Raw genomic sequence first — 17,320 nt, forward strand, 5'->3', positions numbered from 1 at the left:
TGGAGCTGACAATGAGTACGTCTGCGGACAAAATAGTTGACGCGTTGCGCGCCTCGTTGCTGGAGAACAAGCGACTCCAGCGCAAGAACCAGCAGCTCGTCGCCGCCTCGACCGAGCCGATCGCGATCATCGGCATGTCATGCCGGCTGCCCGGCGGTGTGTTCGGCCCCGATCAGCTCTGGGACTTGGTCGACGAGGGCCGGGACGCGATCTCGGGCTTCCCCGACGACCGCGGCTGGGACCTGGAGGCGCTGCACGGCAGCGGGAACAGCGCCTCGGCCACGGCCGAAGGCGGCTTCCTCGCGGGCGCCGGGGAGTTCGACGCGGGCTTCTTCGGGATCTCGCCGCGTGAGGCGATCGCGATGGACCCGCAGCAGCGGCTGCTGCTGGAGACGTCCTGGGAGGCGCTGGAGCACGCGGGCATCGCCCCGTCGTCCCTGGCGGGTGGCCAGGTCGGCGTGTTCGTCGGTGCTTCTCCCTCGGGGTACGTGGAGGTGGCGGACCGGTCCGGGGACGATGTGGCGGGGCATCTGATCACCGGTGGTTCCCAGAGTGTGATCTCCGGCCGCGTGGCATACACCCTGGGTCTCCAGGGCCCGGCGCTGACGGTGGACACCGCGTGCTCGTCCTCACTCGTCGCCCTGCACCTGGCCGTTCAGGCGCTGCGATCCGAGGAGTGCTCGATGGCTCTCGTCGGTGGCACGGCGGTCATGGCGACCCCGGACACCTTCATCGGCTTCTCCCAGCAGGGCGGGCTGGCGGCCGACGGCCGGTGCAAGGCGTTCGCGGACGCAGCCGACGGCACGGGATGGGCCGAGGGTGCGGGTGTGCTGGTGGTGCAGCGCCTGTCGGACGCCCGAAAGGAAGGCCGCCGGGTGCTGGCGGTCGTACGGTCGAGCGCCGTCAACCAGGACGGCGCGTCCAACGGGCTGACCGCGCCCAACGGTCCCGCACAGCAGCGGGTCATCCGGCAGGCCCTCCTGAACGGCGGACTGTCGACGGCCGACGTGGACGTGGTCGAGGGACACGGTACGGGTACGGTGCTGGGCGACCCGATCGAGGCGCAGGCGCTGCTCGCCACGTACGGCCAAGGGCGCCCGGAGGAACGGCCGTTGTGGCTCGGGTCCCTGAAGTCGAACATTGGGCACGCGCAGGCCGCCGCCGGTGTCGCGGGCGTGATCAAGATGGTCATGGCGCTGCGGCACGCCGTGCTGCCGCCGACCCTGCACGTGGACGCGCCCTCCGCGAAGGTCGACTGGTCCCGGGGTGCCGTAAGGCTGCTGACCGAGTCCACCCCGTGGCCCGAGACGGGCCGTCCACGCCGGGCGGGGGTGTCGTCCTTCGGTGTGTCGGGGACGAACGCGCACATCATTCTCGAAGCCGCCACCGAGACCGGGACCGAGCCCCGGACCGAACAGGACGGCGTACCGGCGCGGCCGGTTCTGCGCGGTGCGGTGCCGTGGGTGCTGTCGGGCAAGACGGCAGAGGCAGTACGGGACCAAGCGGCCCGGCTCTTGGAGTGGGCCGGGACGGGGTCGAGCCCGGAGATCGAACCGGCCGCTGTGGGGCGGTCGTTGATCACCACCCGGGCTCTGTTCGATCACCGCCTGGTGGTGGCCGGTGACGACCGCGAAGAGCTGCTGGCCGGGCTGCGGGCCGTAGTGGCGGGCGAGCCTGTGCCGCAGGTGGTCCAGGGTGCGGCGGCCGGTGACACGGACGCGGGTGTGGTGTTTGTGTTCCCGGGCCAGGGCGGCCAGTGGGTCGGTATGGCGCGGGAACTGATTGATGTATCACCGGTGTTCGCGGAGGCGATGTCCGAGTGCGCTGAGGCTCTGGGCGCGTTCGTGGACTGGAAGCTCGCGGATGTGCTGGATGATCAAGTGGCCCTGGACCGGGTGGAGGTGGTGCAGCCGGTTCTGTGGGCGGTGATGGTGTCGCTCGCGAAGCTGTGGCGGTCGTGCGGTGTGGAGCCGGCCGCCGTGGTCGGCCATTCCCAAGGAGAAATCGCTGCCCTCTGTGTGGCGGGCGGTCTGTCGCTGTCGGACGGGGCCCGGGTCGTCGCTCTGCGGAGCCGCGCGATAGCGGACACCTTGGCGGGTAGCGGTGGTGGTATGGCGGCGGTGTCGCTGCCCGCCGACCGGGCCACAGAGCTGATCGAGCGCTGGGACGGCCGACTCTCGCTGGCGGCGGTGAACGGCCCCTCATCCGTGGTGATTTCCGGTGATGCCGAGGCGCTGCGGGAGCTGGTAGTCGGATGCGAGGCGGACAGCGTCCGTGCACGCGTCATTCCAGTGGATTACGCCTCCCACTCGGTTCAGGTGGATGTGATCCGGGACCGGCTGCTTGAGGAGCTTGCGGCAGTTCATCCGGAACCGGCATCCGTCCCCGTGTACTCCTCCGTCACCGGGAAGCTTCTGGACTCCGGCACGGCCGTTGACGCGGCCTACTGGGTGCGTAATCTGCGCGAGACCGTACGGTTCAAGGATGTCACCCACGCACTGATCGCCGACGGATACCGGGCGTGGCTGGAGATCGGTCCGCACCCCGTTCTGACCACCGCCGTGCAGGAGACACTGGACGAGGCCGGTGAGACGGGCGTCGTCCTGGGGACGCTGCGCCGTGGCGAGGGCGGTGCCCGGCGGATGGGCGCGTCGCTGGCCGAGCTGTTCGTGCGGGGTGGACACGTCGCGTGGGAAGCGGTGTTCGGCGGAGCCGGTGCGGGTGCCGACACCGCCACGGACACAGGCCCCGCCGACGGGAAGGGCTGGCCGGGCGTCGACCTGCCGACGTACGCGTTCCAGCACGAGCGGTACTGGCCGGACAGCCCGGCCGCCGTCGGGGATGTCATCGGGGCGGGCCTGGCGTCCGCCGGACATCCGCTGCTGGGCGCGATGATCTCCCTGCCGCAGTCCGGCGGCACACTGTTCACGGGCCGGATCTCCCTCCGGTCGCACCCCTGGCTGGCCGACCATGTGGTGCGCGGTGTGGCCGTGTTCCCCGGCACCGGATTCGTGGAGCTGGCGATCAGAGCCGGCGACGCGGTGGGCTGCGACCAGGTCGGTGAGCTGGTGCTCGAAGCCCCACTGGTCGTGCCCGCGCAGGGCGGCTGTCAGATCCAGCTCCTCCTGACCGAGGAGCTGCCCGGCTGCTGGACCCTGGCCGTCCACGCTCGGCCCGACACCACCGACGCCTGGACCCGTCACGCCACCGGCGTTCTGACCCGCCGTACGACCGGCGGCGTCGTAGACGAGAGCGCCTTCGCCGACCTCGATTCGGTGTGGCCGCCCGCTCGGGCGAAGGCGGTCGACACCTCCGGGATGTACGGCACCGACGCGGACCCGGAGGCGGACCAAGAGGCTGGTCCCGACGGGCGTACCGGTCCAGGCGCCGATGTGTTCTACGGGCCGGTGTTCCAGGGCCTGACCAAGGCATGGCGTCAGGGCGACCAGGTCTGGGCCGAAGTCGCCCTGCCCGAGAGCCGTCCGGCGGAGTCCGGACCGTTCGGTATCCACCCGGCTCTGCTCGACTCCGTGTTGCACGCCGCGATGTTCTTCACCGGCTCGGACGCGATCGCGCCCGCCCGGCTGCCCTTCACGTTTACCGATGTCGTCCTGCGGGCCTCGGGCGCGACCCGGGTACGGGTGTGCCTGACCCGCACCGGCGAGGACGAGGTCGCCGTCGTCGTGGCCGACAGCACGGGCTCCCCGGTGCTGTCGATCGGATCCCTGCTGACCCGCCCGCTGCCGGAGGGCGACTTCGCCGCCGGCCTTCAGGACACGGCCGTGCTCGTGCCCCGCTGGATCGGTGTGGACGCTGTCCCGGACAGTTCGGTGCCGTCCGCCGGTGACTGGGCCGTCGTGGGCCAGGACGCGGCGTATCCCGACCTCGACGCGCTCATCACGGCGCTCGACGGTGGGACCCCGGTGCCCCGCACGGTGCTCCTCGCCGTACCGCACCACCCCGATGCCCCGTCGGAGGCGGTCGCCGGCCTGGCGCACCGGGTCACGGTGTGGGCGCTCGAACAGCTCCAGCAGTGGCTGGCCGAACCGCGCCTCGGCGACACGCGGCTGGCCGTGGTGACCAAGGCGGCGGTCACCACCGGTGCGGACGATCCGGTACTCGACCTGCCCGCCGCGGCGGTATGGGGCCTGGTCCGCTCGGCCCAGGCGGAGAACCCCGACCGGATCACCCTCGTCGACCTGGAGACCTACGACGACCTCGGCCCCGGCCTCGCGGCACCGCTCCGTGCGGTCGCGACCGGCGAGCCCCAGGTCGCGGTACGCGGCACCGCGCTGCGCGTTCCGCGCCTGGTCCGCCACACCGCGGCACTCCCCGCGACCGCGGATGAGCCCGGGACTGGGCGGGCCATGACCGACGAGACCGTGACCGACGAGCCTGGGATTGACGACAAGGTCTCCACCGGTACGGTCCTCATCACCGGCGGGACCGGCGGTCTGGGCGGCCTCACAGCACGGCACCTGGTCCGCGCGTACGGTGTCCGTCACCTGCTCCTGCTCAGCCGCGCGGGAGAGCGGGCCGAGGGCGCCGCCGAACTGGTCGAGGAGCTGACCGGGCTCGGCGCTCAGGTCACCGTCACCGCCTGTGATGTGACGGATCGTCAGGCATTGGCCGGCGTACTGGCGGCCGTGCCCGCCGAGCATCCGCTGTCCGGTGTCGTCCATACCGCGGGCGTGCTCGACGACGGTGTCATCGGCTCCCTGACCGCTGACCGGGTGGACCGGGTGCTGGCACCGAAGGTCGACGCCGGCTGGCACCTGCACGAGCTGACACGGGAACTGGACCTCTCGCTCTTCGTGATGTTCTCCTCGCTCTCCGGGCTGCTGGGCAGCCCCGGCCAGGGCAACTACGCGGCGGGCAACGTCTTCGCGGACGCCGTGGTCCAGTGGCGACGGCAGCTCGGCCTGCCCGCCGTATCGATGGCCTGGGGAGCCTGGACCCCGGACATCGGGCTGACCGGGACCCTCTCCGACATCGATCTGCGCCGTATGAACAGCACGGGAATGCCCCCGCTCGCGGTGGCACAGGGGCTGGACCTGTTCGACAAGGCCGTTCGTGGCGACGAGGCGGTGCTCGGGCTGACGCGTCTCGACCTCGTCGCGCTGCGCGGGCAGGCGGACCTGCCGTCCGTGCTCCGCTCCCTCGTCCCCGGCGGTGTGGCCCGTCCGTCCGTCGGCGACGACCGCCAGGACCCGGACAGTTTCGCCCGGCGCTGGGCGAGCATCCCGGCCGCGGAACGCCCCACCGCCCTCATGGACTTGATCGGCGCGCATGTCGCGGCTGTCCTCGGGCACAGCTCCGCCGACCGGATCGACACGGGGCAGGCGTTCAAGACGCTCGGATTCGACTCGCTGACGGCGGTGGAACTCCGTAACCGGCTGGCCGGACTGACCGGGCTGCGGCTGCCCGCGACTCTGGTGTTCGACTACCCGACCATGGACGCGCTCGCCGGCCATGTGGCCGGACTGCTCGGTGACGCGCCCGCCGAGACCGAGCGGCCGAGCCTGCCGCCGGTGGTGTCGGTGACCGACGACCCGATCGTGATCGTCGGCATGGCCTGCCGCTTCCCCGGCGATGTGGCCGGCCCGGACGACCTGTGGCGGCTGGTGGCCGAAGGCCGGGACGCCGTGTCGGACTTCCCGGTCGACCGGGGCTGGGACCTGGAGGAGCTGTACGGCCCCGACGGCCCCGGATCGGGGTCGGGCGCGTCGGTGACGGCCAAGGGCGGATTCCTCGCCGGTGTAGGGGAGTTCGACGCGGGGTTCTTCGGGATCTCACCGCGTGAGGCGGTGGCGACCGATCCGCAGCAGCGGCTGCTGCTGGAGACCTCGTGGGAGGCGCTGGAACACGCCGGAATCGCCCCGGTGTCGCTCGCGGGCAGCTCGGTCGGTGTGTTCGTCGGAGCCTTCGAGTCGGGCTATACGCAGGTGGCGAGCCGGTCCATCGACGATGTGGCAGGTCACCTGGTCACCGGCGGTTCGCAGAGTGTGCTGTCGGGCCGGGTGGCGTACACACTGGGGCTGCACGGTCCGGCGGTGACGGTGGACACGGCGTGTTCGTCCTCGCTGGTGGCGCTGCACTGGGCCGCGCAGGCGCTGCGTACGGGCGAGTGCTCGATGGCCCTGGTCGGCGGGGTGACCGTGATGGCCACCGCCGACGCGTTCATCGGATTCTCGGTGCAGGGCGGGCTGGCGGCCGACGGCCGGTGCAAGGCGTTCGCGGACGCGGCCGACGGCACGGGCTGGTCCGAGGGCGCCGGGGTGCTGGTGGTACAGCGGCTGTCGGACGCCCGCCGCGAGGGCCGCCGGGTGCTGGCCGTCGTACGGTCGAGCGCCGTCAACCAGGACGGCGCGTCCAACGGGCTGACCGCTCCCAACGGTCCCGCACAGCAGCGGGTGATCCGGCAGGCACTGGCCGGCGCCGGACTGTCCGCCGCCGAGGTGGACGCGGTGGAAGCACACGGTACGGGGACGGTGCTGGGCGACCCGATCGAGGCACAGGCGCTGATCGCCGCCTACGGCCAGGACCGTCCCGCCGACCAGCCCCTTCTGCTCGGTTCGCTGAAGTCGAACCTTGGCCATACGCAGGCCGCGGCCGGTATGGCCGGTGTGATCAAGATGGTCATGGCGATGCGGCACGGTGTGCTGCCGCGGACCCTGCACGTGGATGCCCCCTCGACGAAGATCGACTGGTCCGAGGGCGCGGTGCGGCTGCTCACCGAGTCCACTCCGTGGCCGGAGTCCGATCACCCGCGCCGGGCGGGTGTGTCGTCCTTCGGGGTGTCGGGGACGAACGCGCACGTCATTCTTGAGGCCCCGGAGCCGGCCGATCCCGACGAGCCCCGTACCGGCCGTCCCGTGCCCGGTGCCGGAGCGGCGGTGCCGTGGGTGATGTCGGGCAGGACCCCCGAGGCGGTGCGTGCTCAGGCCGCGCGGCTGGCGGACTGGGCGGCGGCCGAATCCGACCTGGATGTGCGGGACGCGGGCTGGTCCCTGGCGGCGACGCGCTCTGTCTTCGACCACCGGACGGCGGTGGTCGGCGCGGGTCGCGAGGAACTGCTGACCGCGCTGCGGGCCCTGGCGGACGGCGCACCGACGGCTCAGGCGATCCAGGGACCCGGCCCGGTGAGCGGTGGCGTGGCTGTGCTGTTCAGCGGTCAGGGTGCGCAGCGGTTGGGTATGGGGCGGCGGTTGTACGCGTCGTCGGCGGTGTTCGCGGAGGCGTTGGACGGCGTACTGGCTGAGTTGGATCCGCAGCTGGACCGGCCGCTGACTGATGTCATGTGGGGTGAGGATCCTGGGTTGTTGGAGGGTACGGGTTGGGCGCAGCCGGCGTTGTTCGCGGTGGAGGTGGCGCTGTTCCGGGTGGTGGAGTCGTGGGGGGTGACTCCGGACTATCTGCTGGGCCATTCGGTGGGTGAGATCGCTGCCGCGCATGTGTCGGGTGTGCTGTCGTTGGCTGATGCGTGTCGTCTGGTGGCGGCGCGCGGTCGCCTGATGCAGGCGCTGCCGACCGGTGGCGCGATGGTCGCGGTGGAGGCTGGCGAGGACGAGGTCGCCGGGCTGCTCTCGGAGCGGGTGTCGATTGCGGTGATCAACTCGCCGGAGTCATTGGTTCTGGCGGGTGATGAGGAGGAAGTCACGCGCATTGCGGGGGAGTTCGCGGGTCGTGGTCGGCGGACGAGTCGGCTGCGGGTGTCGCATGCTTTCCACTCGTCGTTGATGGAGCCGATGCTCGACGAGTTCGAGCGGGTATTGGCCACTCTGGCGTGGGGAATCCCGCGGATCCCCCTCGTGTCGACGCTGACCGGTGAGGTGGCCTCCGCGGAACTGCTCTGCTCTCCGGCGTACTGGGTGCGTCAGGTGCGGGAGACCGTCCGGTTCGCCGATGGTGTACGGCGGTTGGAGGCGCTCGGCGTACGGACGCTGATCGAGGCGGGGCCGAACGGGGCTCTGGCCGCGATGGCGCAGCACACCGCCACCGACGAGGCCGTCGCCGCCGTACCCCTGCTGCGCGGCGACGACCAGCCGGAGGACACCGCCCTGGCCGCCGGAGCGGGACTTCTGTTCGCCCGGGGCGTCCCTCTTGACTGGGACCGGTACTTCACCGGGGCACAGCGGACGGAGCTGCCCACCTACGCGTTCCAGCGACAGCGGTACTGGCCCGACGCCGTGGGTGTGATCGGGGATGTGGTGGGAGCGGGGCTGGCCGCCGCCGAGCACCCGTTGCTGGGCGCGATGGTGGCTCTGCCCGACTCGGGCGGGATGCTGTTCACCGGAAGGCTGTCGCTCCACACGCACCCCTGGCTGGCCGACCACGTGGTGCGCGGTGCGGTCGTCTTCCCCGGCACGGGGTTTGTCGAGCTGGCCGTACGGGCCGGTGACGCGGTGGGCTGCGGTCAGGTGAGCGAACTGATCCTGGAAGCGCCGTTGGTTCTTCCCGCTCAGGGAGGCTGCCAGATCCAGGTCGTCCTCACCGAGCAGGAACCGGTTCAGGAGCAGCGGCCGGGCCGTTGGACGGTTGCCGTCCATGCCCGCCCCGACGGCGGCGAGAGTTGGACGCGGCACGCCACCGGCGTACTGACCGGCGCCGAAACCGCTCCCGACCCGGCGGTCTTCGACGGGCTGCGGGCGGCATGGCCGCCCGCCGGGGCCTCGGAGGCCGATACGTCCGGAATCTACGCGGCCGAAGGCGATGTGCTCTACGGGCCGGTGTTCCAGGGGCTGACCAGGGCGTGGACCCAGGGCGTCCGTGTATGGGCCGAGGCCGAACTGCCCGAAGCGCAGCGGGAATCCGCCAGGACATTCGGTATGCATCCGGCGTTGCTGGACGCGGTGGTGCAGGCGGTGAGGTTCGCGGAGCCGGAATCGGCGGAGGCGGCGGCGGAGGCCCTGCTGCCGTTCATGTTCGGTGAGGTCGCGCTGTGGGCCTCGGAGGCCACGCGGGTGCGTGTGTGTCTGACCCGTACCGGCGCCAACGAGGTGTCGATAGCGGTCGCGGACGGTTCCGGTGCTCCCGTGCTGTCCGTCGGTTCGCTGTCGATGCGCCCTCTGCCGGAGGCCGGCCTTGTCTCCGGGCCGCAGGACGCCCTTGTCCTTGTGCCGCGCTGGACCGAACGGGAAGCTGGACCGGTTGCCGGGACCGACGACTGGACCGTGCTGGGCGCGCGCGTGGACTCCGAGAACGCCGCACACTACGCCGACTGGGACGCGCTGACGGCCGGCCTCGGCACCGATCCGTCCCTTCCGGGGTGTGTGGTTCTCGCCGTACCGCACACCTCTTCGCCGGAGTCCTTCGTGGCCGGGGCGCACGAGGTCACGGGATGGGTTCTGGAGCAGTTGCGGCGCTCGCTCGCGGACCGGCGGTTCGACGGAACGCGGCTGGTCGTGGTCACCCGGGGCGCGGTCACCACCGGTGCGGACGACCCGGTGACCGACCTGCCGGGGGCGGCGGTCTGGGGCCTGGTGCGGTCCGCGCAGTCCGAGAACCCGGACCGGATCACCCTGGTCGACCTGGCGCCCGGGGCCGCTCTCGATCTCGCTGTGCTCGCGGGCGCGGTCGGGACGGGCGAGCCGCAGCTCGCCCTCCGCGATGCCGGCGTACGGGTCCCCCGTCTGGTCCGTAGTACGCCCACCTCCACCTTCGGCGCTGTCGCGGTGGACGGCCCGGTCCTGATCACCGGTGGCACGGGCGGTCTGGGCGGACTGGTCGCCCGGCACCTGGTGCGGGAGTACGGGGTACGGAGCCTCGTACTGGCCGGCCGACAGGGCGAACGAGCCGAAGGTGCGCGCGAGTTGGCCGCCGAACTGACCGAGTGGGGCGCGCGGGTCACCGTGGTGGCCTGCGATGTGTCGGACCGGGAGGCGCTCGCCGGGCTGCTCGCGGAACACCCCGTATCAGGAGTCGTACACACCGCGGGTGTGGTCGACGACGGAGTGATCGGATCGCTGACGGGCGAGCGGCTCGACGCCGTACTCGCGCCGAAGGCGGACGCCACCTGGCTGCTGCACGAACTGACCCGGTCCATGGATCTGTCGCTGTTCGTCGTCTTCTCCTCGCTCGCCGGACTGCTGGGCGGTCCGGGGCAGGGCAACTACGCGGCCGGGAACGTGTTCGCCGACGCGGTGGTGGAGTGGCGCAGGCAGACGGGTCTGCCGGGGGTCTCGATGGTGTGGGGTCCGTGGACGCCCGAGATCGGGCTGACCGGGGCGCTCGCCGCGGCCGACCTTCAGCGGCTGCGCGCCTCGGGAATGCCCCCGATGGAGGCGGAACAGGGACTGGAGCTGTTCGACCGGGCCCTGACGGCCGGTGAACCCGTCGTGGCACTGACGAGGCTGGAACCGGCGGTACTGCGGACGCTGGACGGCCTGGCGCCGATGCTGCGGTCGCTCGTTCCGGCCACCGTCGCCCGCCCGGCGGCCGGGGACGACCGTCACCACCCGGACGGTTTCGCCCGGCGCTGGACGGCGATCCCGGCCGGGGAGCGCACACGTTTCCTGCACGATCTCCTCCGCGGCCATGTCGCGGCGGCACTAGGTCATCCCTCGCCGCGGGAGATCGACCAGGGCCAGGCGTTCAGGGCGCTCGGCTTCGACTCGCTGACAGCGGTGGAGCTGCGCAACCGGCTCGCGGCCGTCACCGGCCTGCGGCTCCCCGCGACGCTTGTCTTCGACTACCCGACGATCACCGAACTGGCCGTTTATCTCGCCGAGTTGCTCGGCGACGTACCCGCCGGGACCGGCACCGCCACCGCCATCGGGGACGGTGCCCTGAACCTGCCGCCGGTGGTGTCGGTCACCGACGATCCGGTCGTCATCGTCGGCATGGCCTGCCGCTTCCCCGGCGATGTGGCGAACGCCGACCAGCTCTGGGCGCTGGTGGCGGGTGGCCGAGACGCGGTGTCCGCCTTCCCGACCGACCGGGGCTGGGACCTGGACGAACTGTTCGGCTCCGGGGCCGGCGCCTCGGTCACCGGCCAGGGCGGATTCCTCGAAGGCGTAGGGGAGTTCGACGCGGGGTTCTTCGGGATCTCGCCGCGTGAGGCGGTGGCGACCGATCCGCAGCAGCGGCTGCTGCTGGAGACCTCGTGGGAGGCGCTGGAACACGCTGGAATCGCCCCGGCGTCACTGACCGGCACCCCGGTCGGGGTGTTCGTGGGCGCGTTCCCCTCGGGCTACGCGGAGATGGCGGGCCGCTCCGGGGACGATGTGGCGGGGCATCTGATCACCGGCGGTTCGCAGAGTGTGGTCTCCGGACGGGTGGCGTACACGCTGGGGCTCCAGGGCCCGGCGATGACGGTGGACACGGCGTGTTCGTCGTCGCTGGTGGCGCTCCATCTGGCAGCGCAGGCGCTGCGATCGGGCGAGTGCACAATGGCCCTCGCCGGTGGGGTGACCGTGATGGCGACCCCGGACACCTTCGTCGGCTTCACCCAGCAGGGCGGACTGGCCGCCGATGGCCGGTGCAAGGCGTTCGCGGACGCGGCCGACGGTACGGGGTGGTCCGAGGGGGCCGGGGTGCTGGTGGTGCAGCGCCTGTCGGACGCGCGGCGGGAAGGCCGCCGGGTGCTGGCGGTCGTACGGTCCAGTGCCGTCAACCAGGATGGCGCGTCCAACGGGCTGACCGCTCCCAACGGCCCCTCCCAACAGCGCGTAATTCGGCAGGCGTTGGCCGGTGCCGGGCTGTCGTCCGCCGAGGTGGATGTGGTGGAGGGGCACGGTACGGGTACGGTGCTGGGCGACCCGATCGAGGCGCAGGCTCTGCTGGCCACCTACGGCCAAGGGCGCCCGGAGGACCGGCCCCTGTGGCTGGGTTCGCTGAAGTCCAACCTTGGTCACACCCAGGCCGCCGCCGGAGTCGCGGGCATCATCAAGATGGTCATGGCCATGCGGCACGGTGTGCTGCCGCCCACACTGCATGTGGACGCCCCGTCCTCGAAGGTCGACTGGACGCAGGGAACCGTACGGCTGCTGACCGAGGCGACACCGTGGCCGGAGACCGGCCGTCCGCGCCGGGCGGGCATATCGGCCTTCGGTGTGTCGGGCACGAACGCCCATGTGATCCTCGAAGCACCCGCCGAGGCCGGTGTCGGGGCAGGGACCGAGGACGCGTACGACCCCGCAGAGGCAGACCCCGCCGCCGGTCTGGTGCGGGCCGCGGTCCCGTGGGTCCTGTCCGCCCGGACCGCCGACGCGGTACGCGACCAGGCCGCCCGCCTGTTGGACCTCGCGAGCGCCGACACCGGCCTCGATGTGCTCGACGCGGGCTGGTCCCTGGCGGTCACCCGCTCCGTGTTCGACCACCGTGCGGTGATCACCGGCGCCGATCGCGACGAACTGCTCACCGGACTGCGCGCCTTGGTGGCGGACACTCCTACGACGCGAGTGGTACGGGGGCATGCCCCGATGAGCGCCGGCGTCGGTGTGCTGTTCAGCGGCCAGGGCGCCCAGCGCCTGGGCATGGGTCGGCGGCTGTACGTACGCTCGGCCGTGTTCGCGGAGGCGTTCGACGCGGTGGCCGCCGAGCTGGATCCGCAGCTGGACCGGTCGCTGACCGAGGTCATGTGGGGTGAGGATCCGGACCTGTTGGAGCGGACGGGGTGGGCGCAGCCTGCGTTGTTCGCGGTGGAGGTGGCGCTGTTCCGGGTGCTGGAGTCGTGGGGAGTGACTCCGGACTATCTGCTGGGCCACTCGGTGGGTGAGATCGCTGCCGCGCATGTGTCGGGTGTGCTGTCCTTGGCGGATGCGTGTCGTCTCGTGGCGGCGCGCGGTCGGCTGATGCAGGCGCTGCCGACCAGTGGCGCGATGGTCGCGGTTCAGGCCGCTGAGGACGAGGTCGCCGGGCTGCTCTCCGAGCGGGTGTCGATAGCCGCGGTCAACGGACCTGAATCCGTCGTGATCGCGGGGCATGAGACCGAAGTCATCGAAGTCGCCGAGATGTTCGCGGCGATGGGGCGGCGGACAAGCCGGCTGCGGGTGTCCCACGCCTTCCACTCGTCGTTGATGGAGCCGATGCTCGACCAGTTCGAGCAGGTACTGAAGTCGCTGGTCTGGCATGCGCCGCGGATCGCGGTGGTGTCGACGCTGACCGGTGAGGTGGTGGACGCGGAGACGTTCGCCGCGCCGGCGTACTGGGTGCGTCAGGTGCGGGAGCCGGTCCGGTTCGCGGACGGTGTGCGCCGGCTGGAGGAGTTGGGCGTACGGACGCTGATCGAGGTGGGGCCGGGCGGTGTGCTGGCCGCGATGGCCCAGCAGACCTGCACCGAGGCCGTCACCGCCGTCGCACTGCTGCGCGGCGACGACCAGCCCGAGGACACCACCCTCGTCGAGGCCGCTGCCCGGCTGTTCACCGCGGGCACCCCGCTGACCTGGGAGTCCCTCTTCGCAGGGGTTGGCGCCCGGCGGGTGGAGCTGCCCACGTACGCGTTCCAGCGCCGGCGCTACTGGCCGACCCTCCCCGCCGCGGTCGGTGATGTGGCGGCGGCCGGACTCCGGCCGGCCGAGCACCCCTTCCTGGGCGCGACGGTCGCCCTGCCCGAGTCCGGCGGGATGCTGTTCACCGGAAAGCTGTCGCTCCACACACACCCCTGGCTCGCCGACCATGTCGTCCAGGGCAAGGTCGTCTTCCCCGGCACCGGGTTTGTTGAGCTGGCGATTCGCGCCGGTGACGCCGTGGGCTGCGACCGGGTGGCCGAACTGGTTCTGGAGACACCGTTGGTGCTTCCGGCCCAGGGCGGCTGCCAGGTGCAGGTCGTCCTCACCGAGCAGGAGCACGGCTGGGCCGTGGCCGTCCACGCCTGCCCGGACGGTGGCGAGACTTGGACCCGGCATGCCACCGGCGTCCTGACCGGGACCGGCATCCACGGGACCCCGGGCACAGCCGCCGCAAACGGCGCGGGTGACGGCGACGGTACGGTCTTCGACGGGGTGTGGCCGCCCGCCGGAGCCGTGGCCGTGGACACCACGGGAATCTACGACGCGGGACCGGACACCGATCTGGCCTACGGACCGGCGTTCCAGGGCCTTGCCCGGGCCTGGACGCGGGGCGACCGCGTATGGGCCGAGGTCGAGCTGCCCGAGCCGCAGCGGGCCGGGGCGGTGGCGTTCGGCGTCCACCCGGCGCTGCTGGACGCGGTGCTGCACGCGGCGATGTTCGCCGGGCTGGCCCCGGACGATGCGGCGCGGCTGCCGTTCATGTTCTCGGAGGTGGCGCTGACGGCCTCGGGCGCGACCCGGGTACGGGTGTGCCTGACCCGGACCGGCCCCGACGAAGTCTCCGTCGCCGTGGCCGACAGTACGGGCGCGCCGGTGCTGTCCATCGGGAAGCTGCTGGTCCGCCGGCTGCCCGAAGGCGCGCTGGGAGGAGCCGCGGTACAGGACACCGTGGTCCTCGCCCCGCACTGGACGGATATCAGGACCACCGACCGGGCTCCGCGCACCGACGACTGGGTCACGGTGGGATCCCCGGCCGACCACGCCGACCACACGGATGTCGCCACCCTGACCAGCGCCGTCGAGTACGGCATGCCCGCACCGCGGGGTGTGGTGCTGGTGGTTCCGCGTGGTGGGGTGCTGGGGTCGGATTCTGTGGTGGGCCGGGTGCATGAGGTGACGGGGTGGGTGCTGGAGCAGGTGCGGTGCTGGCTTGACGCGTCGCGTCTGTCCGATTCGCGGTTGGTTGTGGTGACGCGGGGTGCGGTGACGACGGGTGAGGGGGATCCGGTGACGGATCTGCCGGGGGCCGCGGTGTGGGGGCTGGTTCGTTCCGCGCAGACGGAGAATCCCGACCGGATCACCCTGGTCGACCTGGACACCGCCCCCGCCCTCGACGCCGTGGCGCGGGCGATCGTCGGCGGTGAGCCGCAGGTGGCGGTCCGTGGCACGGCCGTACGGGCCCCGCGCCTCTCGCGTGGTACGGAAGAGGGTGGTTTGGTGCCGCCGGTGGGTGGGTTGTGGCGGTTGGAGTCGGTGGGTGGGGGGACTTTGGAGGGGTTGTCGTTGGTGGGGGTTTCGGGGTTGGTGGGGGAGTTGGGTGTGGGTGAGGTGCGGATTGGGGTGCGTGCGGCGGGGGTGAATTTTCGTGATGTGTTGAGTGCGTTGGGGATGTATCCGGGGGATGCGGGTTTGTTGGGTGGTGAGGTTTCTGGAGTGGTGTTGGGGGTGGGGCCTGGTGTGTCGCGTGTGGGGGTGGGGGATCGTGTGTTGGGGATGGTTTCTGGTGGGTTTGGTCCGGTGGTGGTGACGGATGAGCGTTTGGTGGTGGGGGTTCCGGAGGGGTGGTCGTTTGTTGAGGCGGCGGGGGTGCCGATTGCGTTTTTGACGGCGTATTACGGGTTGGTGGATTTGGCGGGTGTGGTGCCGGGTGAGTCGTTGTTGGTGCATGCGGGTGCGGGTGGGGTGGGGATGGCGGCGATTCAGTTGGCGGGGCATTTTGGGTTGGAGGTGTTTGCGACGGCGAGTGAGAGTAAGTGGGGTGTGCTGAGTTCGTTGGGTGTTGATGATGATCATGTGGGTTCGTCGCGTTCGGTTGATTTTGAGGGGCGTTTTCTGGGGGTGTCCGGGGGGCGTGGTGTGGATGTGGTGTTGAATTCGTTGGCGGGTGAGTTTGTGGATGCGTCGTTGCGGTTGTTGGCTGATCGTGGTCGGTTTATTGAGATGGGTAAGACGGATGTTCGTTCGGTGTCTGATGTTGGGGCGGTTCGGCGGGGTGTGGGGTATCAGGCGTTTGATTTGATTGATGCCGGTCCGGATCGGATTGGTGAGATATTGGGTGAGTTGATGGGGTTGTTTGAGGCGGGTGTGTTGCGTCCGTTGCCGGTGGTGGCGTCTGATGTGCGTGGGGCGCGTGGGGTTTTCCGGTTGATGAGTCAGGCGCGGCATACGGGCAAGTTGGTGTTGACGATGCCGGAGCCGGTGGATCTTGACGGCACGGTGGTGGTCACGGGTGGTACGGGTGGTCTGGGCAGTGCGGTGGCCAGGCATTTGGTACGGACGCATGGCGTGCGTAACCTCGTACTGGCGAGCCGCCGGGGTGAACAGGCCGAGGGTGCTACCGCGTTGGTGGAGGAGCTGACCGAACTCGGCGCGCGGACGAGTGTCGTGGCGTGCGATGTGTCCGACCGCGCTTCGGTCGCGGCGCTGCTGGCGGCCGTACCCGATGAACACCCCCTCACCGGAGTGGTGCACACGGCGGGCGTTCTTGATGACGGTGTGATCGGATCGATGACGTCTGAACGGCTGGACCGGGTGCTCGCGCCGAAGGTGGACGCCACCTGGCATCTGCACGAACTCACCCGCGACAGAGAACTGTCGTTCTTCGTGGTGTTCTCGTCCCTGGCAGGTCTGATGGGGGGTCCCGGACAGGCCAACTACGCCGCGGGCAATGTCTTCGCCGACACGCTCGTTCAGTTGCGTCGACAGGAGGGCCTGCCCGGAGTATCGATGGCGTTCGGTGGCTGGACCCCCGAGGCCGGGCTGACCGGGACGCTCTCCGATGTCGACCTCCAGCGCATGAACAACTCCGGAATGCCCCCGCTGTCGATGTCACAGGGCCTGGAACTGTTCGACCAAGCGCTCCTCGCGGATCAGGCCGTGGTAGGGCTGACCAGGCTGGACCAGGCCGTACTACGGAGCCAGGGCGATCTGCCACCGATGATGCGCCCGCTCGTCTCCGGTGGTGTGGTGCGCCGGATCGCGGACGACCGGCGGAAGGACGCGGACACCTTCACCGACCGGTGGGCCGCCCTTCCGGCGGAGGACCGTGACCGCCATCTGCTGGACCTGGTCCGTGGACACGCCGCCGCGGTCCTCGGCCACATCTCCGCCCACGACATCGACAGCGGCCAGGCGTTCAAGCAGCTGGGGTTCGACTCGCTGACCGCCGTCGAACTGCGCAACCGGCTCGCCTCGGCGACCGGGCTGCGGCTGCCCGCCACGTTGGTGTTCGACTATCCGACGATCGCCGAACTGGTCGGTCTTCTGACCGGCCTGCTCGGAGAAGCGCTGCCCAGCACCGGCACTGGCACCGGCACAGACGCCGGCACCGGTCCCTCGGTGGGCTCCGTCCTCTCCGGTCTGGAACAGCTGGGCGATCTGCTCACCGGGGTCGAGGTGGCCGGCGAGGACCGGCAAGCGATTACGAACCGCCTGCGGTCGCTGCTCACGCAGTGGACCCGCAACGACGGACCCGAGACCGGGGAACCGTCCGACGATCACTGGGAAACCCCGGACGACGTCTACCAGTTCATCGAGAACCAGCTCGGTATCTCCGGGTCGGGGAGTGAGTGAGACATGACCGACAAGAA

The 17,320-nt window shown here is 70.9% G+C and carries 1 protein-coding gene; it reads left to right on the forward strand.

From position 1 onward, the window contains the following. Positions 1-11 precede the first annotated feature (11 nt). Positions 12-17,303: a type I polyketide synthase gene (locus tag DVK44_RS36875; protein WP_181957594.1), complete on the forward strand. Its 17,292-nt coding sequence runs from the start codon at positions 12-14 to the stop codon at positions 17,301-17,303. Positions 17,304-17,320: the final 17 nt, after the last annotated feature.

The sequence above is a fragment of the Streptomyces paludis genome (genome assembly GCF_003344965.1).
GTDB lineage: Bacteria > Actinomycetota > Actinomycetes > Streptomycetales > Streptomycetaceae > Streptomyces > Streptomyces paludis.